The organism is Candidatus Caldatribacterium saccharofermentans (assembly GCF_050267035.1).
Classification (GTDB): Bacteria; Atribacterota; Atribacteria; order Atribacterales; family Caldatribacteriaceae; genus Caldatribacterium; species Caldatribacterium saccharofermentans.
Genome location: NZ_CP187957.1, coordinates 2,008,539 through 2,033,319 on the forward strand (window position 1 = coordinate 2,008,539; position 24,781 = coordinate 2,033,319).

The 24,781-nt window shown below is 54.1% G+C and carries 26 protein-coding genes; 20 read left to right on the plus strand and 6 right to left on the minus strand.

All coding sequences use genetic code 11. The features are described from left to right. The first annotated feature begins 3 nt into the window (after positions 1 to 3). Positions 4 to 465, plus strand: coding sequence for a signal peptidase II (gene lspA / locus ACPT9Q_RS10280; RefSeq protein WP_017872725.1), 462 nt, complete (start codon positions 4 to 6; stop codon positions 463 to 465). After that, the gene (locus ACPT9Q_RS10285) at positions 437 to 1,354 is read left to right on the plus strand and encodes an RluA family pseudouridine synthase (RefSeq protein ID WP_017872724.1); all 918 of its coding nucleotides are present in this window, start codon (positions 437 to 439) and stop codon (positions 1,352 to 1,354) included. Before lspA ends, ACPT9Q_RS10285 begins: the two co-directional genes overlap by 29 nt. Here the strand turns inward: ACPT9Q_RS10285 and ACPT9Q_RS10290 are convergent. Next, on the minus strand, positions 1,341 to 2,996 hold the full coding sequence (locus ACPT9Q_RS10290; RefSeq protein WP_427365776.1) for an Rqc2 family fibronectin-binding protein: 1,656 nt from the start codon (positions 2,994 to 2,996) through the stop codon (positions 1,341 to 1,343). The two genes, ACPT9Q_RS10285 and ACPT9Q_RS10290, sit on opposite strands and share 14 nt — an antisense overlap. 75 nt (positions 2,997 to 3,071) lie before the next feature. Here ACPT9Q_RS10290 and ACPT9Q_RS10295 point away from each other — a divergent pair, with 75 nt between their 5' ends. From ACPT9Q_RS10295 to rpe, 11 genes are read left to right on the plus strand one after another with little or no spacing between them, the layout of a single operon-like run. Then, positions 3,072 to 3,944: a YicC/YloC family endoribonuclease gene (locus tag ACPT9Q_RS10295; RefSeq protein ID WP_017872722.1), complete on the plus strand. Its 873-nt coding sequence runs from the start codon at positions 3,072 to 3,074 to the stop codon at positions 3,942 to 3,944. A 5-nt stretch (positions 3,945 to 3,949) separates the two neighbouring features. Further along, on the plus strand, positions 3,950 to 4,522 hold the full coding sequence (gene gmk, locus ACPT9Q_RS10300) for a guanylate kinase (protein WP_017872721.1): 573 nt from the start codon (positions 3,950 to 3,952) through the stop codon (positions 4,520 to 4,522). A gap of 9 nt (positions 4,523 to 4,531) precedes the next feature. Beyond that, positions 4,532 to 4,726: a DNA-directed RNA polymerase subunit omega gene (gene rpoZ / locus ACPT9Q_RS10305; protein ID WP_017872720.1), complete on the plus strand. Its 195-nt coding sequence runs from the start codon at positions 4,532 to 4,534 to the stop codon at positions 4,724 to 4,726. Then, positions 4,723 to 5,934, plus strand: a complete 1,212-nt coding sequence (gene coaBC, locus ACPT9Q_RS10310; RefSeq protein ID WP_017872719.1) for a bifunctional phosphopantothenoylcysteine decarboxylase/phosphopantothenate--cysteine ligase CoaBC — start codon at positions 4,723 to 4,725, stop codon at positions 5,932 to 5,934. The genes rpoZ and coaBC overlap by 4 nt, the downstream gene beginning before the upstream one ends. Beyond that, positions 5,931 to 7,934, plus strand: a complete 2,004-nt coding sequence (locus ACPT9Q_RS10315; protein ID WP_427365777.1) for a hypothetical protein — start codon at positions 5,931 to 5,933, stop codon at positions 7,932 to 7,934. The genes coaBC and ACPT9Q_RS10315 overlap by 4 nt, the downstream gene beginning before the upstream one ends. A gap of 13 nt (positions 7,935 to 7,947) precedes the next feature. Continuing rightward, entirely contained in the window at positions 7,948 to 8,454 is a 507-nt protein-coding gene (def, locus tag ACPT9Q_RS10320) for a peptide deformylase (RefSeq protein ID WP_017872717.1), read from the plus strand. 2 nt (positions 8,455 to 8,456) lie between these two features. Further along, positions 8,457 to 9,404 carry a methionyl-tRNA formyltransferase gene (gene fmt, locus ACPT9Q_RS10325; protein WP_427365778.1) on the plus strand — a complete coding sequence of 316 codons (948 nt, stop codon included), beginning with the start codon at positions 8,457 to 8,459 and terminating at the stop codon, positions 9,402 to 9,404. 1 nt (position 9,405) lies between these two features. Next, complete coding sequence (locus ACPT9Q_RS10330; protein ID WP_427365779.1) at positions 9,406 to 10,083, plus strand: zinc metallopeptidase; 678 nt, start codon at positions 9,406 to 9,408, stop codon at positions 10,081 to 10,083. Between the two features lie 3 nt (positions 10,084 to 10,086). Next, on the plus strand, positions 10,087 to 11,394 hold the full coding sequence (locus ACPT9Q_RS10335) for an RsmB/NOP family class I SAM-dependent RNA methyltransferase (protein WP_427365781.1): 1,308 nt from the start codon (positions 10,087 to 10,089) through the stop codon (positions 11,392 to 11,394). Continuing rightward, complete coding sequence (locus ACPT9Q_RS10340) at positions 11,391 to 12,431, plus strand: PASTA domain-containing protein (RefSeq protein ID WP_427365782.1); 1,041 nt, start codon at positions 11,391 to 11,393, stop codon at positions 12,429 to 12,431. Before ACPT9Q_RS10335 ends, ACPT9Q_RS10340 begins: the two co-directional genes overlap by 4 nt. Before the next feature lie 14 nt (positions 12,432 to 12,445). Then, the gene (gene rpe, locus ACPT9Q_RS10345; protein WP_427365783.1) at positions 12,446 to 13,108 is read left to right on the plus strand and encodes a ribulose-phosphate 3-epimerase; all 663 of its coding nucleotides are present in this window, start codon (positions 12,446 to 12,448) and stop codon (positions 13,106 to 13,108) included. 24 nt (positions 13,109 to 13,132) lie between these two features. Here the strand turns inward: rpe and rpmB are convergent, their stop codons facing one another. Continuing rightward, on the minus strand, positions 13,133 to 13,435 hold the full coding sequence (rpmB, locus tag ACPT9Q_RS10350; protein WP_017874030.1) for a 50S ribosomal protein L28: 303 nt from the start codon (positions 13,433 to 13,435) through the stop codon (positions 13,133 to 13,135). Between the two features lie 82 nt (positions 13,436 to 13,517). Between rpmB and ACPT9Q_RS10355 the strand changes: the two genes are divergently transcribed. Then, positions 13,518 to 13,718 carry a cold shock domain-containing protein gene (locus ACPT9Q_RS10355; RefSeq protein ID WP_017873240.1) on the plus strand — a complete coding sequence of 67 codons (201 nt, stop codon included), beginning with the start codon at positions 13,518 to 13,520 and terminating at the stop codon, positions 13,716 to 13,718. Positions 13,719 to 13,765: 47 nt separating this feature from the next. Here the strand turns inward: ACPT9Q_RS10355 and glgP are convergent, their stop codons facing one another. Further along, positions 13,766 to 15,493, minus strand: a complete 1,728-nt coding sequence (gene glgP, locus ACPT9Q_RS10360) for an alpha-glucan family phosphorylase (protein WP_427365784.1) — start codon at positions 15,491 to 15,493, stop codon at positions 13,766 to 13,768. Positions 15,494 to 15,509: 16 nt separating this feature from the next. Next, positions 15,510 to 15,944, minus strand: a complete 435-nt coding sequence (gene dut, locus ACPT9Q_RS10365; protein ID WP_017873238.1) for a dUTP diphosphatase — start codon at positions 15,942 to 15,944, stop codon at positions 15,510 to 15,512. Between the two features lie 43 nt (positions 15,945 to 15,987). Here dut and ACPT9Q_RS10370 point away from each other — a divergent pair, with 43 nt between their 5' ends. Then, positions 15,988 to 18,273, plus strand: a complete 2,286-nt coding sequence (locus tag ACPT9Q_RS10370; protein ID WP_017873237.1) for a hypothetical protein — start codon at positions 15,988 to 15,990, stop codon at positions 18,271 to 18,273. Here the strand turns inward: ACPT9Q_RS10370 and ACPT9Q_RS10375 are convergent. Continuing rightward, positions 18,223 to 18,927, minus strand: a complete 705-nt coding sequence (locus ACPT9Q_RS10375; RefSeq protein ID WP_427365785.1) for a protein-L-isoaspartate(D-aspartate) O-methyltransferase — start codon at positions 18,925 to 18,927, stop codon at positions 18,223 to 18,225. The genes ACPT9Q_RS10370 and ACPT9Q_RS10375 overlap by 51 nt on opposite strands. Before the next feature lie 40 nt (positions 18,928 to 18,967). On the opposite strand from ACPT9Q_RS10375, the gene ACPT9Q_RS10380 reads away from it, so the two are divergent. Beyond that, entirely contained in the window at positions 18,968 to 19,468 is a 501-nt protein-coding gene (locus ACPT9Q_RS10380) for a ribonuclease H-like YkuK family protein (RefSeq protein WP_017873235.1), read from the plus strand. On the opposite strand, the gene ACPT9Q_RS10385 is transcribed toward ACPT9Q_RS10380, so the two are convergent. Continuing rightward, entirely contained in the window at positions 19,419 to 20,393 is a 975-nt protein-coding gene (locus ACPT9Q_RS10385; RefSeq protein ID WP_427365786.1) for a hypothetical protein, read from the minus strand. The two genes, ACPT9Q_RS10380 and ACPT9Q_RS10385, sit on opposite strands and share 50 nt — an antisense overlap. Positions 20,394 to 20,555: 162 nt before the next feature. On the opposite strand from ACPT9Q_RS10385, the gene ACPT9Q_RS10390 reads away from it, so the two are divergent. From ACPT9Q_RS10390 to ACPT9Q_RS10405, 4 genes are all read left to right on the plus strand, one after another. After that, on the plus strand, positions 20,556 to 21,038 hold the full coding sequence (locus ACPT9Q_RS10390; RefSeq protein WP_427365787.1) for a TlpA family protein disulfide reductase: 483 nt from the start codon (positions 20,556 to 20,558) through the stop codon (positions 21,036 to 21,038). A 249-nt stretch (positions 21,039 to 21,287) separates the two neighbouring features. Then, a complete protein-coding gene (locus tag ACPT9Q_RS10395; RefSeq protein ID WP_026137299.1) occupies positions 21,288 to 22,349 on the plus strand; it encodes a galactose-1-epimerase in 1,062 nt (353 codons plus the stop codon). A 124-nt stretch (positions 22,350 to 22,473) separates the two neighbouring features. Next, positions 22,474 to 23,598, plus strand: a complete 1,125-nt coding sequence (locus ACPT9Q_RS10400) for a substrate-binding domain-containing protein (protein ID WP_017873232.1) — start codon at positions 22,474 to 22,476, stop codon at positions 23,596 to 23,598. Further along, complete coding sequence (locus ACPT9Q_RS10405) at positions 23,595 to 24,686, plus strand: uroporphyrinogen decarboxylase family protein (protein WP_427365788.1); 1,092 nt, start codon at positions 23,595 to 23,597, stop codon at positions 24,684 to 24,686. The genes ACPT9Q_RS10400 and ACPT9Q_RS10405 overlap by 4 nt, the downstream gene beginning before the upstream one ends. The last annotated feature ends 95 nt before the right edge of the window (positions 24,687 to 24,781 follow it).

The window sequence follows — 24,781 nt, forward strand, 5'->3', positions numbered from 1 at the left end:
GCAGTGGGAAAGATAGCGTTCTTTCTTCTCTGGTTCTTGGGCGTGTTCTGCGATCAGATAACGAAGTGGTGGGCTGAAGAGCGTCTTCAAGGGGTGAGCGTTCCGGTCATTTCCCGGGTCCTTGAGTTGCGTCTTCGAAAAAATTTTGCCAGTGCTTTTGGGCTGCAGTTCTTGGACCGTCCCCAGCACGTTGTGGTGACGGTGGGCGTTACGGTTTTCCTGCTCCTTGCCCTTTTTTCCAGAAGACATTCTCGTTCATTGCCGTTCTTCCTTGGGGGGTCTCTGTACCTCGCAGGGGCTTGGGGAAACCTCATTGATCGTCTGTGGCGCGGGTATGTTGTGGATTTCATCGAACCATCTTTCTGGGCGACGTTCAACGTGGCTGACATCTTTATTGTTGCTGGCGTTATAGGGATTGTCTGGAGTTTTCTCCATCGTGAGGAAAGAAAAGATCCTGGTTTATGAGGGCTTTAAACGAGTTGATGTGTGGCTTCGAGAGCACTTTCCCCACCTCTCCCGGGCCTTTCTCGCCCGCATGGTGAAAGAAGGGTACGTTTCCTGTAACAGAACCCCTCTGAGAAAGCCCAGTGCCCTGGTGCGCCCCGGGGACCTTCTGGAAATCACCTGGCCCCAGGGGGGTGAACTTCTCGTCCTTCCCGAGGAGCTCCCTCTTGACTTCCTTTACGAGGACGACCATATCCTTGTGCTCAATAAAAGACCCGGAGTAACTGTGCATCCGGTCTCTCCTTTCCAGCGAGGAACCCTGGTGAACGCTCTGGTGTATCTTCGCGTACCTCTTGCTCGGTATGGTGCTCCGCTGCGCCCGGGTATCGTGCATCGTCTGGACAAGGATACCTCAGGAGTTATGGTGGTGGCAAAATCGGATCTGGCCTATGTGGAGCTTGTGCGGGCCTTTAAAAACCGGGAAGTCGAAAAAACGTATCTCGCCGTTGTAGAAGGGGAGTTTAGAGAGGGATGCACCATTCACCTCCCCATCGGGCGGGACACACGAAACCCGCTGCGAATGGCGGTGCAGAGCGGGGGAAAGAGTGCCATAACTCGTATTATCCCCCTGGTCTCAGGAGAAGGCTTTTCCCTCCTTCTTGTGCAGCCCAGAACCGGTAGGACGCATCAAATCCGGGTACATCTCAGCGCCCTGGGTACTCCTATTGCTGGAGACGTGCTGTATGGGAGTCAGCGCTCAGGAGAGTTTTTCACTCGTCCCGCACTTCACGCCTTTACCCTTGCTTTCCGGCATCCTGTCTCAGGCAAGCGGATGGTGTTTGCTGCTGCTCTTCCCGAGGATATGAGGGGGTTTTTGAGCTCCTATTTCCAATTGCTTAGACTCTTGTGAGTTCCTGGGGACAGGAAGGGGCGACAAGGAAGGTTTCTTCTCGCTCATAGAGGATTTTCCCCCCGGCCTTTTCTGGAAGGGCCCGGAGGTACTTTACCTGGGTACAGGCCACTTCAACCTTTCCCTCGAATTTCCCTGCCGAGAAGTGCGCAGCTACCTGGGCTGCTCTGAGGATGTCCTCGTGGAGTGTCTCGGGATGGAAAGCTTTGAGGATGACATGGGCTCCCGGCAGGTCCCGGACATGGAACCAGTAATCGTTCCGCGATGCCATGCGCACGAGGAGGCGGTTTGCCCATGCGTTTTTCCCCACCCATATTTCGTTTCCCGAGGGTGTGCGGAAACGGATGATACCAGTGGCAACTTTCCGGTCTTCCTTTGGTTGCGCAGTACTCTCGAGAGCCTGAGGGTTTTCAAGGAGGGCGAGTATCCTCTCTTTCCTTGCCTCAAGCTCTTGCCGTTTCTTTTGAAGTCTTGCCAGCCGCTCTCTCATTTTTCGATATTTTTTAAAGTACTCCTGCATGTTCTCCCCAGGGGAGAGGGCAGGAGAAAGGGCAATGAAAACCTCGACTGGAGAGGAGGTAAGGGGATTTCGGACTCGTATGCCCTCGCTGGTTCTCTCAAGGACCTCAAGATGTGGCAGGATTTTGAGGAGTTCGCCTTTGAGGCGGAGGAGTTCAATATCCTCTTCTCTGGGAAGGAGAGCGTCAATTTTCTGGATTTCCCTGGTGATGAATTCCAGGTCTTCCCGGAGGTTTTTTTTCTGCTGTCTTCTTGCTGTCTCCTCGAGAATATACTCCCGGAAGGTGAAAAGCAGAAAGGCGGTGGCCTCGTTGAGAGAGGAGAAGGAGTACACGTGGGGGGAAGAGAGGAGAGAGGTATTTTCCCAGAAGACACCCAGGGGCTGCCCCTCTTCGGAGAGGAAAACCAGAAAAGTCCCCGTTTCTTCCTCAAGGGGTTTGAGGACTTGCCTCAAGGCCTCCTGAAATCCGCCTTCTAAGCGTTCGGAGAGCTCGGCCACCGCACTGGAGAGAAAGGGGCCAAAGCCGTCGAGGTTGCGCAGGCACCAGTGAGCGACGTCATTCACTCTGGGAAGGGAAGGATTTCTGGCAAACTCGAGGGGGTCGAGTTTGTTCTGTCTTGGAGGAGGGGTATAGGGAATTCCAGGGAGAATACTCCGCCAGCGGTTTTCTTCAGGTGTCACCTGCCGAAGGGCTCCGAGAATCGTCCTTTCCGGATCGTTCCGGGCAAGAATCAGGTTAACATTCCGACCGGTGAGCTCAAGAAAAAGGACGAATTCGGTTTCCTTCTCCCACAGGGTGGGGTTGTAGATGAGTACCTCCACCACCCGGTCCCACCCAACTTGGGCAAAGGAGAGGATTTTCCCTCCCACGAGGTACTTGTGGAGGAGTTTCTGCCAGGCAGTCTTTGGGGGTTCCCCTTTTTCGAAGGAAGGGCAAAGGGCGAAAACGCTGAGCTCTGGATGGGCACTCACGAGGAGCCCTCGCGGTCCCCAGGATGTGGCAAGGTCAATACTGATTTCCCAGTCACTGGGAAAGGTTACCCTCTGGATTTTCCCTCCACTCGCAGTAGCTTTGACTTCTTGGACGAGTCTCCGCAGGGCAAGACCTTCTAAGGTCCTCATGGTTTCTCATTGACAGAGCATTGTGGTTTCCCATAATATAGTGGCAAGTTGTCTTTTTGTAAAGGAGTTTCTCCAATGCGCAGCATGACGGGGTTCGGATATGCTGAAGGAGAGGGCGCTCTAGGCGCCTACCGGGTGTACGTGAAGAGCGTGAACCACCGGTTTCTCGAAGTGGCCTTGCGGCTCCCCAGAGAGCTCGTGCTCTGGGAAGAAAAAATCAGCACCCTTGTTCGGCAGCATGTGTCCCGGGGGAAAGTCGAGCTCCGGGTTGATTTTGAGCCCCGTGATGAGGCTTCGATGGTCGAGGTTAACATTCCTCTGGCGCAGGCTTACCTTGCGGCACTTCGAAAGCTCTCGGAGACCCTGGCCCTACCTTTTGAGCCCAAGGTGGAATGGTTTCTCGAGCTTGGGGACCTTGTGGAGCTTAAGCAGGACACGGGAGTTTGGGTTGAGGAGTGGGATCGCTTTCTCCCCACTCTTGAAAAGGCTCTGCAGGCCTTTCTGGCACACCGAAAGCAGGAGGGTGAGAGACTCCGCGAAGATCTTGAGCGACGGCTTGCCGAAGCAGAGGAAAAGGTCCTTGCCATTGAGGATAAGTCGAACGCGGTTCGGGATTACTACTATGAGAAGCTCCTCAGACGGGTTCAGGAGGTCGTTCCCCAGGAGAAAGTGGACCAGCAGCTCCTGCTCCAGGAGGTTCTTTTCTACGTCACAAGAAGCGATATCCATGAAGAAATTGTTCGGCTAAAAGCCCATATGGAGAGGGCAAAAAGCCTCCTTCACCAGGACAGGCCTCTGGGGAGGGAACTCGAGTTCCTTCTTCAGGAAATGCATCGTGAGATCAACACCATAGGCTCGAAGTCTCCCTGTGCGGAGATTTCCTCTCTTGTGGTGGATGTCAAGGCAATTCTTGAGCGCATGTGGGAACAAGTCCACAACGTGGAGTAGGTGCGATGGCGGGTCTCCTCTTTGTTATCTCTGGGCCTTCAGGAGTGGGGAAGAGCACCCTTCGAAAGGAGGTCATGAACCGCTGCAGTGGCCTGAAATACTCTGTCTCATGCACCACGCGCCCTCCCCGTCCGGGAGAAGTGGAGGGGGTTGACTATTACTTTGTGACTCCTGAAGCCTTCGAAGAGATGAAAGAGCGGGGGGAGTTCATTGAGTGGGCGAAAGTCCACGGGAACTACTACGGAACTCCTCGCCGTCCTATTGAGGAGTGGTGGCGGGAAGGGTTTGACGTTATCCTGGAAATCGATGTTCAAGGAGCGCTCCAGGTAAAGAAGAGTTGCCCGGAAGGGATTTTCATCTTCATCGCTCCCCCGTCACTTCGGGCGCTCGAGGAACGGCTCCGTAAGCGGAATACAGATCCTGAGGACGAAATCCTTCTCCGGATGACCAATGCCAATCTTGAGATGGCGCACATAAAGGATTACAATTACCTCGTGGTGAATGATGACTTTGAGGAGGCTGTACAGCGACTCTGCGCCATCATCATTGCCGAGCGTTGCCGGATTCGAGAGAGGTGAAGGCATGTGATGTTCTCCATCGATGACCTGGTGAAGAAGGCAGGGAATGCTTATATTCTCTCGCTGGTTGTGGCACGACGTATCCGACAGCTGAACGAGGGTGCCCATCCCCTTGTGGAGCTCAAAGAACCTCATAAGCCGCTTTTTATTGCTCTCCAGGAATTCCTTGAGGACAAAATTCAATTCGAGTTTGCCGAAGAATGATCGCCTACCATCCCTCCTCCTTCTTCCAGGGGAAGAGAATCCTTCTTGGGGTCACCGGGGGCATTGCGGCCTATAAGGTTGTGAGTCTTGCAAGATATCTGGCAGAGAAAGGAGCTCTGGTTACCGTCTGTATGACGCGGCATGCTCTCCAGATAGTCGGCAAGGCGCCCTTTGAGGCAGTAACGGGCCAGAGGGTATACGTGGATTCTTTTGAGGAAGGAGCATCCCTTGCGCATATTGTCCTTCCTCGAAACCATGACCTGATTCTTGTGGCCCCTGCAACAGCCAATATCATTGGAAAGATGGCCCACGGGATCGCTGATGACCTCCTGAGTACGCTGCTCCTTGTGGAACCGAGAAAGGTCCTTCTGGCGCCGGCAATGAATGTCAGTATGTGGAGAAACCCGGTGGTTCAGGAGAACCTGAGGATTCTGCAGGAGCGGGGTGTACGGATTGTCCCTCCCGCTTCGGGAAGGCTGGCCTGTGGGGAGGAAGGGGAAGGGCGGTTACCGGAAGTTGAGGAGCTCGTTGAAGAGGTTTTCTGTGCCCTCCATGTTCCCCGGTCTCTTGCGGGAAAGAGGGTCCTGGTCACCGCAGGGGCCACCCGGGAGTGGATTGACCCAGTACGTTTTCTCTCTAACCCCTCAACCGGGCTTATGGGATGTGCTCTGGCCAGCACGTGTCGAGCATGGGGAGCAGAGGTCAGGCTTATCTCCGGGGCACTTTCCGTTCGTCCCCCCTCGGGAATAGAACTCACCAGGGTGGAAAGTGCGCTGGAGCTGCGGGAAGCAGTTTTGGCGTCTTTTGACTGGTGCGATGTGCTTATGATGAGCGCCGCAGTTTCCGATTTCCGCCCCGCCTCTTTCGCTCCTACGAAAATCAAGCGAGGTCATGAACCCCTGGTGCTTCCCCTTGTTCCGAATCCCGATATTCTTGGAGAAGTTGGGAAGGAGAAGGGGAACAAGGTTCTTGTGGGGTTTTGTGCTGAGACAGACCACGTCCTTGAAGAAGCAAGGCGGAAACTTGTGGCGAAAAACCTGGACATGATTGTTGCCAACCTCGTTGGTCAGAAGAGCGGGTTTGCTACCTCAACGAACAGGGTGTGGATTGTTGATCGGAAGGGGAATGAGGTAGCGTTTCCGCTTCTTGAGAAGGTAGATGTTGCGGAGAAGATTGTTGAGCACTTGGTATCCCACTTCCTCTCATGAGGCGTATTGTCCAAGTCGCTCTTCCTCTACCTCTTTTTCGGACCTTCTCCTATGCTGTTCCCCTGGATCTCCAGGACAAGGTCTTTCCTGGAAGCACCGTGGAAGTGGATTTCCACGGTCAGATCCTGACCGGATGGGTGGTGGAGGAGGGGGGCGAGGAACTCCCGGGCCTCAAGGAAATTCGCGAGGTGCTTCCTTTTCCTCCCTTTCCCTCTACCCTTCTTGGGTTTTCCCGAAGGCTTTCTCTCCTGTACCTCTCTCCCTTGGGGGAAGTACTGGCATCGTTCTTTCCCCCCCTTGGGAAATCCGCCAGGAAGTACTTGGGATTTCGAGTTTTTGCGGGGGAGAACGTCCAGGAGTGCTGCAAAAGGTTTGGTGTATTGCCGCCCCAGGGAATGAATCTCTTCCTTTTCCTCGAGCGATTCCGTGTCTCCGCTAAGGACCTCGAGCGATTCCTCAAGGATGGCATTCTCCGTCTGGAAAGAGAATTTCTGAAAATTGGAGACTCTCCTCGTACCCCTGGGGAGTGCTTTTTCTGGGAAATCCCTCGTCTTGAGGAACGGAAGGCCTTCCTTCGGGATATCTTAGTGAAAGCCTGGGAAGAGGGGAAAAAGGCCCTTCTCCTTCTCCCCGATTTGCAAAAGGTGGATGCTTTTTGCGCTTTCCTTAGAGAGCACTTCCCCTCCATGTCGCTCATCCGCTATGACAGTCGTCTGCGTCCCAAGGAGAGAGTCGTTGCTTTCTGGCGAATTCTCGAGGGTGATTTCGACGCTGTGGTGGGAACTCGGCTTTCGGCCTTCGTGTTTCCCTGCCAGAGTCTTGGCCTTTCTGTGCTCTTTGATCCTGAGGAGAAGGGATACGTTGCCGATCGAGCACCCCATTACGATATTGGAGAGGTTATGGAAGAGCGGGCACATCACTTTGGGGAATGCCTGCACATCGTGTGTGCTCTTCCTTCTCTGCGGGTGTACTTCCGGTGGAGGGAGGGAAAGGTGAAACCCGGAGGGGTTATCCCGTCTTCTGGTACAAGGAACGTTCAGGGAGTTGTCGCCAGAGGCTTGTGGAGGAATTTCGCCCTTTTCCCGCCTGTTCGACGGGCTATTGTCTCGGTGGTGGAAAGGAAGGGGATTGTGCTCATATGGGTGCAGAAAACCGGGTACGCCACGGCCCTGGGTTGCCGGGAATGTGGTTTCTACTATACCTGCCCTTCCTGTGGTATTGCTCTGCGGTATCACAAGGATCTTGCGCTGCTTGTCTGCCCCCTCTGTCACTTCCGCCTGACTCCTGAGAGTACCTGCCCGTCGTGTGGGGGAATCCAGTGGGGAGAGTGGGGGCAGGGAGTGGAGAGGGTTTTTGAGGAGGTACAGCGAACCTTTCCTGGTGTACCTTCTGAGCGAGTAGACCCCGAAATCGAAGAGGAAGGATGGATGGGGAAGGTTGCAGCCCCTTCAATTCTTGTGGGCACCAGTGCTCTTTTGAGGGAAGACCTTCTCCCCCGGGTTTCCCTTTTCGTGGTGCATTCTCTCGATGAGTGGCTATCTCTGCCGGAAATCGGTGCCTGGGAACAGCTGTACATCCGCCTGCAAAAGGTATTGCGTCTCCTCCCCCCGGACGCTCAGGTTCTTGTTCAGGGGAGCCGGGAAAGCTTGAGACGGTTTCCAGAGTTCCTGAAACCCTGGTCCCTTTTCTATGCCGATGCTCTTGAAAAAAGGAGGTCTCTTCGGTATCCTCCTTTCGTGCGGCTTGTTCGGTTCGTTGTTCGTTCCCGGAATAAGGAAGCCGTCTTTCGGGTTCTTTTCCATGCAAAGGAGCTCTTTGAAGCACGGGGGATTCAGGTCCTCGGGCCTTTCCCGAGTGTGCGGCCTCGGCGGGAACGGGCAAAAAGCGCAGAACTCGTCGCTCGATATCCCGAGGAAGACGTTGCAGAAGCCTTTGACGTGTGTGTGGAGATTTTCCCTTTGTCGGGGATGCAGTGGTCTTTTGAGTTTGTTCTGTCCTGAGGAGGAATGGCCAGTGGCGCTTCGGGTTCTTGAGAGGTATGGAAGCCCTCTGCTTCGTAAAAAAGCACAGCCTGTAACCAGCATAGATGGGAACATTGTGGCTCTGGCACAGGACATGCGGGAAACCATGCATGCGTTTTCGGGTATAGGCCTTGCCGGGAACCAGGTTGGGGCGCTTCTGCGCATCATCGTTGTCCTCCACCCGGAAACCAGACAGGACCTTGTGGTTCTCAATCCTGAAATTGTCGCAATGAGTGCGGAGCGGGAAGTCGGCGAGGAAGGGTGTCTGAGCATTCCTGAGGTCTACGGAAAGGTTGAGCGGGCTTCCCGTGTCCTGGTGCGGGGGATTGACCTTGGGGGAAAGGATGTGGAAATCGAGGCCGGTGGTCTTCTTGCCCGTATCTTCCAGCACGAGATTGACCACCTCGATGGTGTTCTTTTTGTGGATCGTTTGCACCCGGCAAAGAGATTGCTTTTGAGCAGCAAACTGAAAAGGATTGCCCGGGAGGGAGCCTCCTGAAGTTGAGAGTTGTCTTCATGGGAACGTCTTCTTTTGCGGTCAGGGTGCTGACGGAACTCGTTGGAGATGGAGAGTTGGAAATCCTTGGGGTTGTCACCCGCCCGGACCGGAGGGCCGGGCGTGGATTGCGCCCTGTGTCCCCTCCGGTGTGCTGCGAAGCGAAACGCCTGGGACTTCCAGTATGGCAACCTGAGCGGGTTAACCGTCCCGACTTTGTGGAGTTTTTGCGGTCATTGCGATGTGACGTTATCGTGGTTGCTGCGTATGGGCAGATTCTGAAGAAAGACCTCCTTTCCCTGCCACCTCTTGGGTGCATCAATGTCCACGCCTCGCTCCTCCCTCAATACCGGGGTCCGGACCCCATCCGCTGGGCGCTCCTCAACGGTGAAGAGGTAACAGGGGTGACCATCATGCTTATGGACGAGGGCGTTGATACAGGACCCATCCTTGCTCAGAAGTCACTCCCTGTCCTGCCCAAGGACACCTATGCTTCCCTGACTGAGAAGCTCGGAACTCTGGGCGGGAAGCTCCTCCGGGAAGTCCTCCCGGCCTGGAAGGAGGGGCGCATTACGCCTTGTCCCCAGGAAGGAGAGCCGTCGTATGCTCCGGTGGTGGAAAAGGAGAAAGCCCGTATTAACTGGGAAAGTCCCGCATGGTATATCGTCCGTCAGGTTCGGGCCTTCTTCCCCTCTCCCGGGGCGTATACTTTTTTTGCCGGGAAACGCCTGAAAATTCTTGAGGCCTTTTGGGAAGAGAACAATGGAACTCCTTGTCCTCCCGGAACTATTCATCGTATAGAGAAAGAAAAAGGTATTGTGGTGTGCGCTGGAGAAGGTTTAGTGGTCATTCGCAGGCTCCAGCCTGAGGGGAGGCGAGTCATGTCTTCATGGGAATTCGTGTGCGGGTATCGCTTGTCCGTGGGTCAGAGAATGGGTGAGGAGGTGAGGTGAAGTGTTCTTCCTTGACCCGACCTTTTTGATACTCATTCCAGCGCTTCTTCTTGCCCTGTATGCTCACACCAAGGTGACGCAGACCTATGCTCTCCTTTCCCGGAAGAGAGCCCGGGTGGGTCTTTCCGGTCTTCAGGTTGCGGAGGAACTCGTGCAGCATCTTGGGCTTCGGGTGAAGATTGAGGAAATCCCTGGGGCTTTGACGGACCACTACGATCCCTCCCGGGAGGCCCTGCGACTTTCCCGGTCTGTTGCCCGGGGAACCTCGGTGGCTGACCTTGCCATCGTTGCCCACGAAGTGGGGCATGTCCTGCAGAAGCGTGAAGGGTATTCTGCCTTTGCCCTTCGGAGTGTCCTTGTCCCCGTTGCCGGGTTTGGGTCCCAACTCGCGCTTCCTCTCTTTTTCCTCGGCTTTCTCTTTGCCCTTCGGCCTCTGATGGATCTTGGTATTCTTTTCTTCAGCCTTGCGGTACTTTTCCAGCTTGTGACCCTTCCCGTGGAGTTCGACGCCAGCCGGAGGGCCTATGGAGTTCTGGATCGCCTGGGCTTCATTGCCCCCGAGGAGAAACCCCTGGTACGACAGATGCTCAGCGCTGCAGCTCTGACCTATGTTGCTGCAACTGCCATAGCTGCCTTACAGCTTGTGAGGCTCTTGCTTCTCCGGGAGAGCAGGGAGTAAGGGTTGGTCGACAGGTACCGTCGTGACGCGCTGTCCATTCTCATCCGTCTCTACGAGGGACGGATTGCTTTCCTGGATCAGGCCTACACGGCCTGCTCTTTGAGGTATTCCCCCCACGAGCGAGATTTGCTGGTGAGCCTTGTGCGGGGAGTGGTGAAGTTTCGGGAAAAGCTCGATACCCTGGCCAGGACGTACCTTCCAAAATGGGAACGACTTCCCCCTGTGATTCAGAATGCCCTTCGGTTAGGGATGTTCCAGCTTCTTTTCCACACCCGTGTTCCTCCCTTCGCTGTTGTTCACGAATGGGTCGAAGTGGTGCGGTCCTTTGGCCAGGTCGCCTTTGTCCCCCTCGTCAATGCAGTTCTGCGGAATGTGGAACGGGATCTTGCGGCCCATCGTGCTCAGGCTGAAAAGTGGGGTATTGACCTCCCTGCCTGGCTTGAAGCAGAGTGGAGGAGGGTTTTGCCTGAGGAGGAATTACACGTTCTCCTGAGGTCTCTTGCTCTTCCACCGCCCCTTTACATTCGGGTCAACACGCTGCGAATAGGAGAGGAGGAACTCCAAAAGCTCCTTGCTCAGCGAGGTATTCCCAGCAGGAGAAGCCGCATCAGTGGGGCACTGGAAGTGGTTTCCAGTTATTCTGCACTCGTGCGTACTCCGGAGTACGCCCAGGGTCTTTTCTATCCCCAGGATCTCGGTTCCCAGGTTGTCGGGCACCTCGTAGCACCAAAAAGCGGCGAGGTTGTGGTCGACGCCTGTTGTGGGGTGGGAGGGAAGACTCTCCTTCTGGCTCAGCTTATGGGGAATGAAGGAAAGCTCTTTGCCTGGGATAAGAAAAAGCGGCGGATTGAAGTTCTGAAAGGGCTTATGCGGCGAAGTGGCGTTTTAATCGTCCAGCCTGAGGTTCTCAATTGTCTCCGGATTCCCGAAAGGTTCTGGTTCGTGGCGGACCGTCTTCTCCTTGATGCGCCCTGCTCGAACCTGGGGACTGTTCGCCGCAATCCGGAAGCCCTTTTAAAAGCCACACCGGAGAGCGTCAGGCAGTGTGCCTCGCTGCAGCTTGAGCTTCTCCGCGAAGCCTTTCAGGTGGTCAGACCCCAGGGGCTCATGGTATACTCTGTGTGCACTTTAACCTGGGAGGAAACCGTTGGGGTTGCAGAAGCTTTTGAGCAGGAGAAGGGGCCTGCACTGGTGCGGGTGGAGCCTGAGGGGGAGGTTCCGGGAAGGGTCAGAGATGGTTTTGTTTTCCTCTGGCCCCATGATCTTTTCTGTGACGGGTTTTTCGTGGCTATCTGGAGGAAGAAGGCGTGAGGCAGGAGCGCAGGGAGGACCAGAAAAAGTCACGACTTCTTGAGTTCCTGGGAAGGGTGTTTGGGGCAGCACTGCTTTTTGGCCTTGGCCTTTTTGTGAGCTTTTTTGTGGGTTTTGTGCTTTTTGAGGGATATGTCGGCAGCGGAAGCGTTCCTGTTCCCGATGTGCGAAACATGACGCTTCTTGAAGCCATCAATAAGGCAACCCGCCTTGGCCTGCGCCTTGAAGTGGAGAGGGTTACCTCTGACCCCGGTGCTCCTCCTCTTGCCGTCCTTGATCAGAATCCGCCTCCTGGGGCCCGGGCCAAGAGGAACACCCGCCTCCAGGTGGTGGTGAACGGAACGCTCTCAGAAGGCGTGCCGGTGACTCCTCAAAAAGGTCAGGTATCTCTCCCTGACGTTCGGGGGAAGAGTCTTGAAGAGGCGCAGAGCATCCTTGAGGGGAGCGGCCTGCGGGTGGGGAGGGTTGTGGAGGTGAGCCATGACACGCTCCCCCGGGGATACGTCATTTCCCAGAATCCTGCTTCTCAAACGGAAGTGGCTCCGGGAAGCCTTGTGCACCTTCTTATCTCTGCGGGAAAGGGAGGAGGGACTGGGGAAGTCGAGGTCCCCGATGTCGTTGGACTCCGGCTTGAGGAAGCTCAGGAGGTCCTTGCCCGGAATGGCCTTGTGGTGGGGAGCGTTGAGGAGGTCTCCTCGGAGGGACGTCCTGGAGGAATCGTGGTGGGGCAGAACCCACAAGCGGGGGAGCTTGTTCCCCGGGGGGAGAGCCTTCGCCTTCAGGTCACCAGGGCCCAGGAACGTCCGCAAGCGGAAGCCGATGGGAGGAAAACCCTCAACCTCCGTTTTGTCCTGCCCTCTTCCCAGAATCCCATCACTGTTCAGGTGGTGGTGCAGGACGAGCTGGGAGAACGGGTAGTGTACGAGCGGGAACACAGAGGCGAAGACCTTGTGGAGGTTTCTGCGCTCACCAAGGGGCGAGGAAAGGTCACCATTTTCCTGAACGGATACTACTACTGGGAGAAGAAGATTGACTAACGGGGGAGAGACTTATGGCGAAGCTTGCTCCATCGATTCTGTCCTGTGACTTTTCCCGGCTTCGAGAACAGCTCCTTGAAGCCTGGGAGGGGGGAGCAGAGATCATCCACGTCGACGTGATGGACGGACATTTCGTTCCCAACCTCACCTTTGGTCCTCTTATCGTTGAGGCTGTCCGGAAGGTGCTTCCCGAAGCTTTCATCGACGTTCACCTTATGATGGACAATCCCCGGGCCTTTGTTCGGGATTTTGCTCAGGCTGGAGCTGACCTCATCAGTTTCCACGCCGAGGCGGTTCAGGATTTCGACGCCGTACTCCAGGACATTGCCAGGGTGGGGAAAAAGAGTGGCCTTGCCCTCTGTCCTGGAACACCCCTCACAATCCTTGATCATGTCCTTGGAAAGCTCTCCCTTGTTCTTCTCCTCACGGTGAACCCGGGATTTGGAGGCCAGAAGTTCATTTCCGGGATGGAGGAGAAGATTCGCGCCCTTCGACGAAGAATTCAGGAAAAAGGGCTCAGAGTAGAGATTGCAATCGATGGAGGAGTAAAGGAGGAGAACATCGAGTTCCTTGCCTCCTGCGGTGCTTCCATTATCGTGGCGGGGTCTCTCGTTTTTTCAGCACAAGACATTCGGGGAACGGTGCGTCGTCTCTCGGAGAGAATACGGGCTTACTGAAGGAAAAGCCCGATAGAGACTCCCCTATCGGGCTGCTTTCTGTACTTTTCCTGCTTTAAGGCACGAAGTGCACACGTAGAGGCGCTGAACCCTTCCTTCCACTATGGCTCGTACCCGTTGCACGTTCGGTCGCCAGAGCCTGCGACTCACCCGATGGGAGTGACTGATTTGATTCCCGAAAGAGCTCTTTTTCCCACAGATCTCGCACTTTGCCATGTCCAATCCCCGCTTTCTTTTGGTGAACTGCCCACAAATATACCAGCTTTCTTGAGAAGCTTCAAGCCCCTGCAAATTGCTCCTGAGGAGACAAAATTTTCCAACTTCCATTGACAGGCGACAGCGCACCGTGCTACCATGCTTTTGGGTTTGCGCAAACCCTGAATTTTCTTTTTAGGAGGTTTCAGTTTCAATGCCAACCGGTAAGGTGAAGTGGTTCAGTGCGACGAAAGGGTACGGGTTCATCGAGTCTGACGAAGGTGGAGACGTTTTTGTTCACTACACGGCTATTGAGGGGAGTGGCTTCAAGACCCTGGAACAGGGACAGGCAGTGGAGTTCGAAGTCCAGCAGGGTACCAAGGGTCCTCAGGCAGTGCGGGTGAGAAAACTCTGAGTCCTCGAAAAGAGGAGCCCCGGCGCATGCGCCGGGGCTTTTTTGTTTCAGCTTGCCGTTTCCTCCTGGACAAGGTGATTCGCAAGGAGGGGTTGGTGGAAATAGGCTTCGGTCACATAGCGGCGCATCATGCGGTGGGCGTTGAAGTACGGGGCGACTTTTCCAATGGCATTTTTCATAAGCTGTCGCCAGTGGTCTTTCTGTGTGTAGTACAGGGGAATGATGAGGTACTCCAGTTTGTTGTAGAAGTCGTCCACTTCCTCCTCAAGGAGTTCCTGGGGGGTTTTCCCTGCCTCACTCTCTGGCCCTATAGACCAGCCTGTCACTCCCTCAACGTGCCCTTCAATCCACCATCCATCGAGAACGCTGAAGTGGAGCACGCCATTGTGGGCGGCTTTCATGCCGCTTGTTCCTGAAGCCTCAAGGGGCCGCATGGGGGTGTTGAGCCACACATCAACCCCCGCCACCATTTTTTTGGCGGTGTCAAGGTCATAGTTCTCGAGAAAAGCGATTTTAATGTCCGCGGCAAGTTCCCGAGAAAGACGAATGATTTCCTGAATGCACCGTTTCCCCTCCCAGTCCTGAGGATGCGCTTTCCCGGCGAAAATAATCTGGAATGGCCCTTTTCGCTTGATCCTTCGAAGACGTGTGAGGTCGGAAAAAATGAAGAGCGGTCGCTTGTAAGCTGTCATCCGCCGGGCAAAACCGATGGTCAGGACATTCTCATCCATTTCGACACCAGTTTTTTCTTTCACGAACTGAAGGAGTTTCCGCTTTTCCTCCTGATGTGCCCTCCAGATTTCCTCGTCGGGAATGATGTCCGCCCGGGAGAGGAAGCTCGGCTCATATGCCCATCCAGGGATATACCGATCAAAGAGCACGCGGAAGCTCTCGCTCGTCCAGGCGAAGCTGTGGACACCGTTGGTGATAGAGTGGATGGCGTACCCAGGGAACATGTGACGGGAGGCCTCGCTGTGGCGACGGGCAACCCCGTTTACATAGCCGCTGAGGTTGAGGGCAAGAAGGGTCATGTTGAGGTGGTCCTCTCCTCCGTATTTCTGGAGTACAGGGAAGGGAACAAGCTCCTCAAGGACCTCGCGAACGAGGTCGTAGGCGAACTTGTCGTGTCCTGCCTCCACAGGGGTGTGGGTGGTGAAGACACAGCGGGCTCGCACGAACTCTGGGTCAAATTGGGGGCTCTGTCGGAGGAGCTCCAGCGTGATGAGGGCTGCGTGGCCTTCATTGATGTGGTACTTTCGCACCTCAAATCCTAAGGCTTTGAGCATGCGGGCCCCTCCGACACCAAGGACAATCTCCTGTTTCAGCCGGTATCGCCGATCGCCGCCATAGAGAAAGTCCGTAATGGTCCGGTCCTCAGGGTTGTTCTCCGGAAGGTCCGTATCAAGGAAAACGACCGGAACGATGCTTCCGATAAAGCTTCGCCAGAAATACACCCAGGCTCCTACCATAACCTTTCGGCCCTCTATGGTGACCGTGACCTTTTGAGGAAGGGGAGTGAGGATTTTTTCCACATCCCATTCCATCGGATGCTCGACCTGCCACCCCTCGGGGGTGATTTCCTGCCGGAAATATCCCTTGCGGCTCACAAGGGTTACCGCTACAAAGGGCAAAGAGAGATCAGCCGCAGACCGTACCGTATCTCCGGCAAGGACGCCAAGGCCACCGCTGTAGGTTGGGATGTCATTGAAAAGAGCGATTTCCATCGAGAGATAAGCAATAATTGGCTCTCTCCTGAGGCTTTCCAGAATCTCCATAAGGTGTCCTCCTTCCTCATCTTCCTGTTGATCCAAGGCCCCGTTCTCCTCTCTGGGTAGGGGAGAGGGTAGAGGTTTCAACGATCCGTACTCTTGGAACTTCCCGGAGAGCTCCCTGAGCGATGCGGTCCCCCTGGCAGATGCGGTATGGAGCAGTGCCGAAGTTAAAAAGACGCACAACCCAGCTTCCCCGGTACCCAGCATCAATGGTCCCCGGATGAATCATGATGCCATGACGGATTCCCATGCCGCTTCGGGGGCGAATGACGACCTCGTAACCTGTGGGGAATTCGGAGGCGATTTCAAGGTCGACAACCGCGCTTTCTCCCGGAGGGATGGTGAGGTCGCAGGGACTGAAAAGGTCAAAGCAGGCATCATCCTCGTAAGCGAACTGAGGAAGGCGTGCTCGTTCTGTAAGCCGCTTGAATCGTATGACGACTTCTTTCCTCATGTGCTTCGGTCCTCTGGTAATATTATACCGGAGGGGAGGGAAGATGGAGAGGAAAGTCCTGGCACAGCGTGTTTTTCTCGTGGCTTTCATCTGCCTGGCAGGAGAAATGGTCCTTTTTCGGCTTCTTGCTTTCCTTTTTGGGCACCATTTCGTTTCGCTTCCTGTGGCTTTAGCCACCCTGGGATACGGGGCATCGGGAACCCTTTATCCCTTGCTTTCAGAGCGCTTCCGGCGTTTTATCTTTCCTCTTTTTGGACTTTCCCTCCTTGCCTCTGCTGCAGTCTTTCTTTTTCTCCCCCTTGACGTATACCAGTTCTTTGTACACCCACTGCAGTGGGTGTATCTCGGGGGACTCCTTTTCGTTGTCTTCTTTCCCTTTTTCTTCCACGGCCTACTTCAGGTCACTGCTTTTGAACTTTTCCCAGAATTTTTCCCTTCTCTCTATGCCTTGAATTTCGTCGGGTCTGCACTCGGGGTGGGTGGGGCCTTCCTGCTCCTTTTTGTGCTTGACGAGCTCCGTGCGCTTTTTGCGTTGCTTGTCCTTCTTACCTTTGCAGGAAACCGGGGGAAGAAGAGGCTTTTTGCTCTGTGTTTCCTTCCCTTTCTGTTTCTTCCCTTACAGCCTTTCCTTTCCCCCTATGCCCCTTCCCGGGCGATCACCGCTTTGCCCGATACCTATCTCCTTGGGGTTTACCGGAATCCTGCAGAGTATCTCGAGGTATTTGCTTCTCCTCATGCGCGTTTTGGTTTGGGGCTGAGTCCGCTTTTTCAGAGGCTTCCTCCCGAAAGTTTCATCCTGATACACGATCACGTAACCACCGCTTATTTCCCCCAGAGGGTGGACTCCGACTTTCTCGAACACCTCCTCATGTCCCTTCCTTTTCAGGCGTTTCGACCAGGTCGCGCCCTGGTGGTGGAAGAGCGAGATGGCCTTGCGGTGTATGCCGCATGGGCAGCAGGAGTACAGGCCGTTGACTTTATTACGAAGTCCTCTCTGTTTTCCACCTTTCTCAAGGAGCATGTTCCTTTCTTTCCTGCCCGTGTTCATGTGGGTCTTCCCCGGAAGTTCATCGCTGCAAGGCGTGCTTTCTGGGACATGGTGGTCCTTCGGGTTCCTGTGGGAAGAGCCACGGTATTTCCAGGAGGGTTTTCTTTCGAGGAGAATTTCCTTCTGACCGTTGAAGGAGTCAGGGATCTCTTTCAGGCTCTGGATGCCCGGGGAGTCGTGGTTTTCTCGTTTTTCCTCCAGAATCCTCCTTCTGTTCTTCCCAAACTCGTTCTTCTTTTAAGAGAGGTCCTGGGAGAAGAGCTACGGGAACGCCTCCTTGTGGTGAAGAGCCTTGACTTTGCTCTCCTTCTTGTGAAAAAGACTCCCTGGACTCGGGACGACCTTGAAAACGTTTTTTCTCTGGTTCGAAAATACGCTTTTGACTTTGTGTATGGTCCGTGGAACGAGGAAGAAATGGAGAAGGTGTTCCACACTGGAAAGCGGTATTACCGTGCCGTATGTGCGGCTTTAGAAGGAAAAGGTAGCAAGCTCTTTGACCTTCGGCCTCCCCAGGACAGCCGACCGTATTTCGGGAATTTCTTACGTCTTTCAGCCCTTGCGGAAGCCTTAAAGGAGGTGGGAAAGCGCTGGCTCCCCTTTGGAGGAGCAGGGTTTCTCGTTGTCCTCTTTACACTCGCTGTGATGGGTGGATTCTCAGGGTTCTTCATCCTCCTTCCCTGTTTTTTCAGGAAACGCCCACCCTCCAGGTACCGGTTCCGGCTTTCCCTGGGAGGAGTGCTCACAGGTGTGGGTTTCATGTTTGTGGAAATTCCTCTCATCGTTTACCTCCACATGCTTCTGGGATTCCCTCTGTACGCCTTTTCCCTGCTTCTTGGTGCGCTTCTTCTCTTTTCCGGTCTTGGCAGCTTTTTCGTCTTTTGTAAAGGGACGGCTTTCCCTCGATTCCTCCTTTTGAGCCATGCTGCTGTTCTTCTCGGGTGTTTCCTTGGTCTTTTTGGTCTTCGGGAGACATTGCTTGGTTTCTCGTCCCTGGGGAGTCTCTGTGTTGTGTTGCCGATTCTTGCTCTTGTGGGGTGGTTCCTCGGCTTTCCCTTCCCCCTCCTTTCCCAGGGCATCCAGCATACTGCGCCTCACCTTTTTGGAGAAGTCTTTGCCTGGAACGGATTCTTCTCGGTATTTTCCTCTCTCCTCGCCCACCTCGTTTCGCTTTTCTGGGGGCTCTGGATAGCCCTGTTTTTCGCCATTCTCGCCTATCTGGCTTTTTCCCTATTACTCTATCCTTTTTTCCCTGGTGAGGGGAACAAAGCGAACCGCTCCTAAGTCCTCAGTGACGATGCCGTCCTTGCGTTTTTCCACAACAAGGAGGCTTTGAATGCTCCAGGGTGGGCCGACAGGGATAACCATCCTTCCGCCCTCTTTGAGCTGTTGAAGGAGTGGAGGAGGGAGATGGTCCACAGCGCAGGTGACGATGATGCCGTCAAAAGGGGCCTTTTCTTCCCAGCCAAGGTACCCATCACCCCAGAGCACCAAAACGTTCCTGTACCCAAGTCGAAGAAGGCGTTCCCGTGCCTCGTCAGCCAGAGTCTTGATGATTTCCACTGTGTACACCTCGCATCCTATTTCGCTGAGGATTGCTGCCTGGTACCCGGAGCCAGTGCCCACTTCAAGAATTCTCTCACCTGGCCGTACCCTGAGGCTTTCAGTCATGAGGGCCACAATGTAAGGCTGGGAGATGGTTTGTCCGTGTCCGATAGGAAGTGGGGTGTCTTCGTAGGCCAGCTTCTCCAGTTCTTTGGGGACGAAGAGGTGGCGAGGAACGCGGCGCAGGGCTTCAATGACTCGGGAGTCAGTAATACCCCGTGCGATGATATCTTGCTCAAGCATTTTCTCCCGCGCCTGGGCGAAGGGATCTTCTTGGGAGAAGGCAGGAAGAGTGAAAAAGGCAAGGAAGAAAAGACAGAGAAATTTTTTCACTTCCTCAACCTCCTTTCCTGAAGCGTGGTAGAATAAGACCATGATGCAGGAGTTGCTTTTTCACAGTCCAACATATGGGGTGCTTGACTTTGAGGCTGTTGTTTCTTCTCTCTTCGAGTTCATCCGGGAAGAACCGGAGCGCCAGTATCGGATTATCATTGGCACCGATTCGAAGGATGTTCAGGAAACTCCCCCTGTTCGGGCATTCGTTACCGCCCTCATTATCCACCGGGTGGGTTTTGGAGGGCGGTACTTTTGGAGGAGAGTGTATCTGAAAGACGTGCGGACCATTCGTGACATCATCTACCATGAAGCTTACCTCTCGCTCCAGGTGTCTCAGAAGCTTGTGGACTTTCTCCACCGCTTCCCCGGGAACCACCTTTCAAACTACAATGTGGAAATCCACATCGACGTTGGCCAGAATGGTCCTACCCGGAATCTGATTCGTGAGGTTGTGGGTATGATTGAGAGCATGGGTTTTGTGGCCAAGGTCAAACCCGAATCCTTTGGTGCCTCTCATATTGCCCACCGTCACACATAAAGCTTCCTTCCTTAAGGGCTTCTTCCACCAGGGGTTGGATGTTTTCGGCAATACTCTCCTCGGTGTCTTCGCAGGTGACGCCCCTGAACAGGAACCAGTCTTCTTGATGCTCCACTGTTTCCCCAGGCTCAAGACGGACAAGAGGTCCTAGGGTTTCGAGTTCAAGAAAGCGGTGGTCTGTGTATATTTCAAAGGAAGAACCCATGTCGGGGTAGAGGGCGCCCCGGAGGTACGGTGTATATTTGACGAAGAGGTACCCCTCGAGGAAGTATGCTCCCCACCCGAACCGGTTGCCAAAGCCTGCTTTTTGTGGAGAGGTCTTTTCGGGATCCTGCCGCAGGGTGACATATCTTTTTCCCCAGAGCCAGCGGGGGTCAGACATATCGGTATACCCCCAGAGGGCTAATGACCGTACAGGCAGAAGGTTTTCCGACCAGCTCTGATAGGGTTCCTGAGGGATGATAGCTATTCCTCCCCGTTCCATGACCGAAAGAGCCCAGGGGGCAAGTTCCACAGGCCAGACCCCTCGATTGGTGAGGCGGTGTATGACCGTGAGGTGGTTCCCCTCGTCATCCATGACCACCTCGATTTCCTTCTCAATTCCAGTGAGCGCTTCAACCCTTTGGGTGAAGATTCCTCCCCGCTCCTTAGGGGTGAAAGCGACTGGGTCATTGTCAGGAGAATACGAGCGAGGGCGAGCTTCCGGGGCGTGCCAGAGACGATGTCCTCCGAAAAGGTGCCATTCGTTCCCTCCACAAATTCCGCACTCCTCTTCGAGAACCCTGAAGAGATTCTTTTCGTTGACAAAACGAAGTACGAGAATTCGGGGACCGATATCTGTAGTGACCACAACCTCCACGGTGCCATTGGTGATGCGGATGTTGTTCTTCCATCCCCAGAGAGCAACACGTTCTATGGTGACCATAGGCTGTCCTCCTTTCCAGAACAACTATAGCCATTGTGCCCCCTGTGGGGCAAGTCTTCTGGAGGGTTTCTTTTTCTTTCCTTCTTGGTCTTGACGAGAAGAGGAAGCCCTGAAATAATTCTTACTGGACTTATCATCATGGTAGGAAATGGAGTGAGAAGAGTGGGGCGTCGCGTTTTCTGGGTTCTTGCCGGAATTGCGATTTTCGCAGGGGTGTATGCGTTTTTCTCCCTTTCCCGGCCTCATCTTGAGAAAGATTTCTCCCTTTACGACCTCAACAATCGCCGTATTCGTCTGAGCCGTTTTTCCGGCCGCCCTCTTATTGTGTATTTCTTTTCTCCTCGCTGTAAGGACTGTAAAGAAGAAGCTCCACTCCTTAACGAGCTCTACGAAGCCTACAGGGAGGAAGGCCTTGTTATCGTCGGTGTTGGTGTCAAGTACCCCGAGGAAGTACGCGAGTTCGCCGAGCGCCAGGGCATCCGGTATCCTGTGGTGGTGGATCAGGATCTCTCCGTGAGCAGGGACTTTGGGGTCTTTTTCCTTCCTCACCTGGTTTTCTTCAACCGGCAGGGGAAAATTGTTTCCGCAGCGACAGGAAAAGTCTCTCCTGAAAAGCTTAGGGAATACCTTGAATCCATTCTTTGAGGTTGAGACGGAAACAGTTGTTTCTCTTCCTCTCAGAAGCTTCCCCACTTTTGGAAAACTTTTTATAAGACCTCGTTGACTTCTGGAAATTTTTCTCCTATTATTTTCAGTGTGAACCCCGTTGCAAATGGGGTTTAAAAACACTAAAACACTTTTAGGGGGGGTGTAGTTGTGAAACGGCTCTTTGGTGGTGTGGTGCTGGTTCTCTTTGTGCTCGTGTCCTGCGCATTTGCTGCTTCCCTCAAGGACATGGTCATTGAAAAGTCCTTCTACGGATTCACCAAGGACGGTACGCCCATTGACCAGTACACCCTTGTCAACGCCAACGGAGCAATGGTAAAGATTATCAACTATGGTGGCATTGTTACCGAGCTCTGGGTTCCGGACAAAAACGGCCTTCTCAGGGATGTCGTTCTTGGCTTTGACACCCTTGCAGAGTTCGAAGGACCAAATGACCCCTACTTTGGCTGCATAGTTGGACGGTATGCCAACCGTATAGCCCAGGGACGGTTCACCATTGATGGAGTAACGTATCAGCTGGCGTGCAACGACGCTGGTGGCGCCCGTCCTAACATGCTCCATGGAGGAGTGAAGGGGTTTCAGGATGTAGTTTGGAAAGCCATTCCGATGAAGACGCCCGAGGGACCTGCCCTGCGGCTCAAGTACCTGAGTCACGATGGTGAGGAAGGTTTTCCCGGGAATCTCGACGTGACCGTCACCTATACTCTGACCAACGACAACGCGCTGAAGATTGAGTACGTGGCAACCACGGACAAGCCCACCGTTGTCAATCTCACCAATCACGCGTACTTTAACCTCGAAGGCGAAGGTTCAGGGGACATTTTGAACCACGAGCTCATGATTGTGGCAGACAATTACACTCCCGTTGACAACAATCTTATCCCCACGGGCGAAATTGCTCCTGTTGCTGGAACTCCTCTTGATTTCCGCGAACCTCGCAAAATCGGTGAGCGGATCCAGGCCTTTGCCGAGCCACCGTTCAAGGGTTATGACCACAACTTTGTGCTCAACAATCAGACCGGGGAGCTTGCACTGGCGGCGCGGGTAAAGGCTCCAGAAAGCGGCATCGTTATGGAAGTGTACACCACCCAGCCTGGTGTGCAGCTCTATACGGGCAACTGGCTTGACCTCAAAGGGAAGGGCGGCAAGTACTACGGGCAGTACGCCGGGTTCTGCCTTGAGACGCAGCATTACCCCGATTCGCCCAACCACCCAAATTTCCCGAGCACGCTCCTTTCTCCTGGAGAGGTGTACAGACAGGTTACGATTTACAAGTTCCTCACTGAGTGAGGCTCTATCCTTTCCCTGTCCTTCCCCTCCTGGGGAGGGACAGGGTTGTCTTTCGGGAAAGTCTCTGGTAATATGAGAGCAAAAGAGGGACATTCTTTGAACTCCAGGAAAGGGTTTTGCACCGGTGGGTAAAAAAGTTACTATAAGGGACATTGCAAAGGAACTCAATGTTTCTATTGCCACCGTAAGTCGGGCTTTGAGTGGAAAGGGAAAGGTTAATCCGGAATTGCGAGAAAAGATCGTTCGGAGGGCGCGGGAGTTGGGTTATACCTTTTCTGGAGTTTTTCCTCTCCCGCAGCCAAAAAGAGTTGTGGTGCTGTTTCCGACAGATGCCTTCTTCTGGGATAAAGTGGAAGAGGGCGTTAGTGATGCTGTACGTTCGTTCGCTCCGTGGGGGATCCACTTTGAGATGTACCGGACTCAAGGACACAATCTCGGCGAACAAACGACAATCTTAGAAAAGCTTCTCCACGGGGAGCGCATTGACGGCCTTGCCATTGTTCCCTCAGACCTTACCCGTCTTGATTACTTCATCAATGCTTTCTTCATCCGGGGGACCAGAGTGGTGACTTTCAATGTTGACGCCCCTTTGAGTAAGCGCGTCTTCTATGTGGGTCAGCATGGTGGAGAAGCAGGGAGGATGGCGGGGCGCATTTTTCAGCTCCTTCTGGGGAACAGAAAAGGGGTTATCTACACCCTGACCACTCACAAACAGGCACCTTCCCACGTTATGCGCTGGCAGGGACTCACTGACTTTGTGCGAGAACGGGGTCTTCCCTATGACGTGTCCAGAGTGGTGGAGGTCAAAGGCGAAGAAGAGGCCTACCGGGTGGTCAAAGAGGAGCTTTTGAAAGAGGAAGGCCTTTGCGGGATTTTCGTGAGCACCGCTTTTGGAAACTGTGGTGTGGGAAGAGCCCTGAAAGAGTCGGGAAAGCAGGGCATTGTGGTCGTGGGGAATGACCTGGCAAAAGAATGGGAAACCTACCTTGAGGAAGGGATTATTGACTGCTGCCTTTACCAGTACCCCTATCTCCAGGGTTTTCTGAGCCTTGTCTTCCTTGTGCAGCATTTGCTCTTTGGCTTCACTCTGGACGCTCCTACTTTCTATCTCCCCACCATTCCCATTTTCTCGGGAACCTCAAGTAGCCAGAGCGTTCAGCAATTCGAGCGGCTTTTGAGCCGAACGCTCCTTTGGGAAGCGGGAAGAACCCCGCAAACGGTGTCGGTCCCTGGAGGAGAGTTGCCATGACTTCCAAGGAACGCGTTATTGTTGCCCTCTCCCATGAGGAACCTGACCGTGTACCTATAACGGCAAGTTTCACCCCGGAATTTGCCAGCCGTCTGCGCCAGCATCTCGGCCTGCCCCCTCAGGATCTGAATCCCCATGGAGGCGTCGTTCACGACCTTGAAGAAGCCCTGGGGCTTGATATTATTCAGTACTCAGTGGGGATTGCCAATTCTTACTATGCTTCTTCAGAGGATGTGTACGTTTGCGAATGGGGTATTACCTGGAAGCAGGTGGAGTACGAGACGCCCTTTGGGAGGGGAAGGTATACCGAGATTGCCAGGTACCCTCTTTCTCAAGACGAGAATATCGCTTCCTATGTCCCTCCTGACCCCCATCGGGAGGAACTCTATGCTCCTTTGCAGGAAGTTCTCAAGCGGTATGGGAAGGACTACTTTATCCTTGGGGTTACCGTTTGCACAATCTTTGAAGGAGCATGGTATCTCCGGGGTTTGGAGCGACTTCTCATGGATATGGTGACCGATGAAGAAAAAGCTAATGCTATCCTTGATATTCCCTTTTACTTCCACCTTGAGGCAGTTAAGCGCCTCGTTATGATGGGTGTTGACGGCATCTGGCTTGGGGACGACGTGGGAACACAACGGGGAATGCTGATTGCTCCTGATCTCTGGAGGAAGTACCTGAAGCCCCGCATGGCTGTCATCTGCTCGGAGTTGAAGCGTCTCAACCCGGATATTTTCATTGCCTATCACAGCGATGGCAACATTGAACCCATCATTGAGGACCTTATCGAGATTGGCATTGATGTTCTGAACCCGGTGCAGCCGAAGGCAATGGATCCTGCAGCCCTGAAGAGGCGCTATGGTACACGGCTTTCCTTCTGGGGGACCATTGACGAGCAGGAGACGCTTCCTTTTGGAACTCCGGATACGGTTCGGCGCGAAGTTCAAGAACGCATTCGGGTTATGGCTCCAGGTGGAGGGTTCATCATTGCTCCCACCCACCACGTGCAGCTTGACACACCTCTGGAGAACTTTCTGGCTTTTCTTGAGGCGGCGAAGACGTACGGAGTATATCCTGTTTGGGTGTGAGGGAGGTGAGAAAGGGCTAAGAAAGCCATTTTGGGATTGCGTCTTTTGGAATTCGCGTGTTTGAGGATTCCGCAAAAACTCTGAAAGGAGGGAAG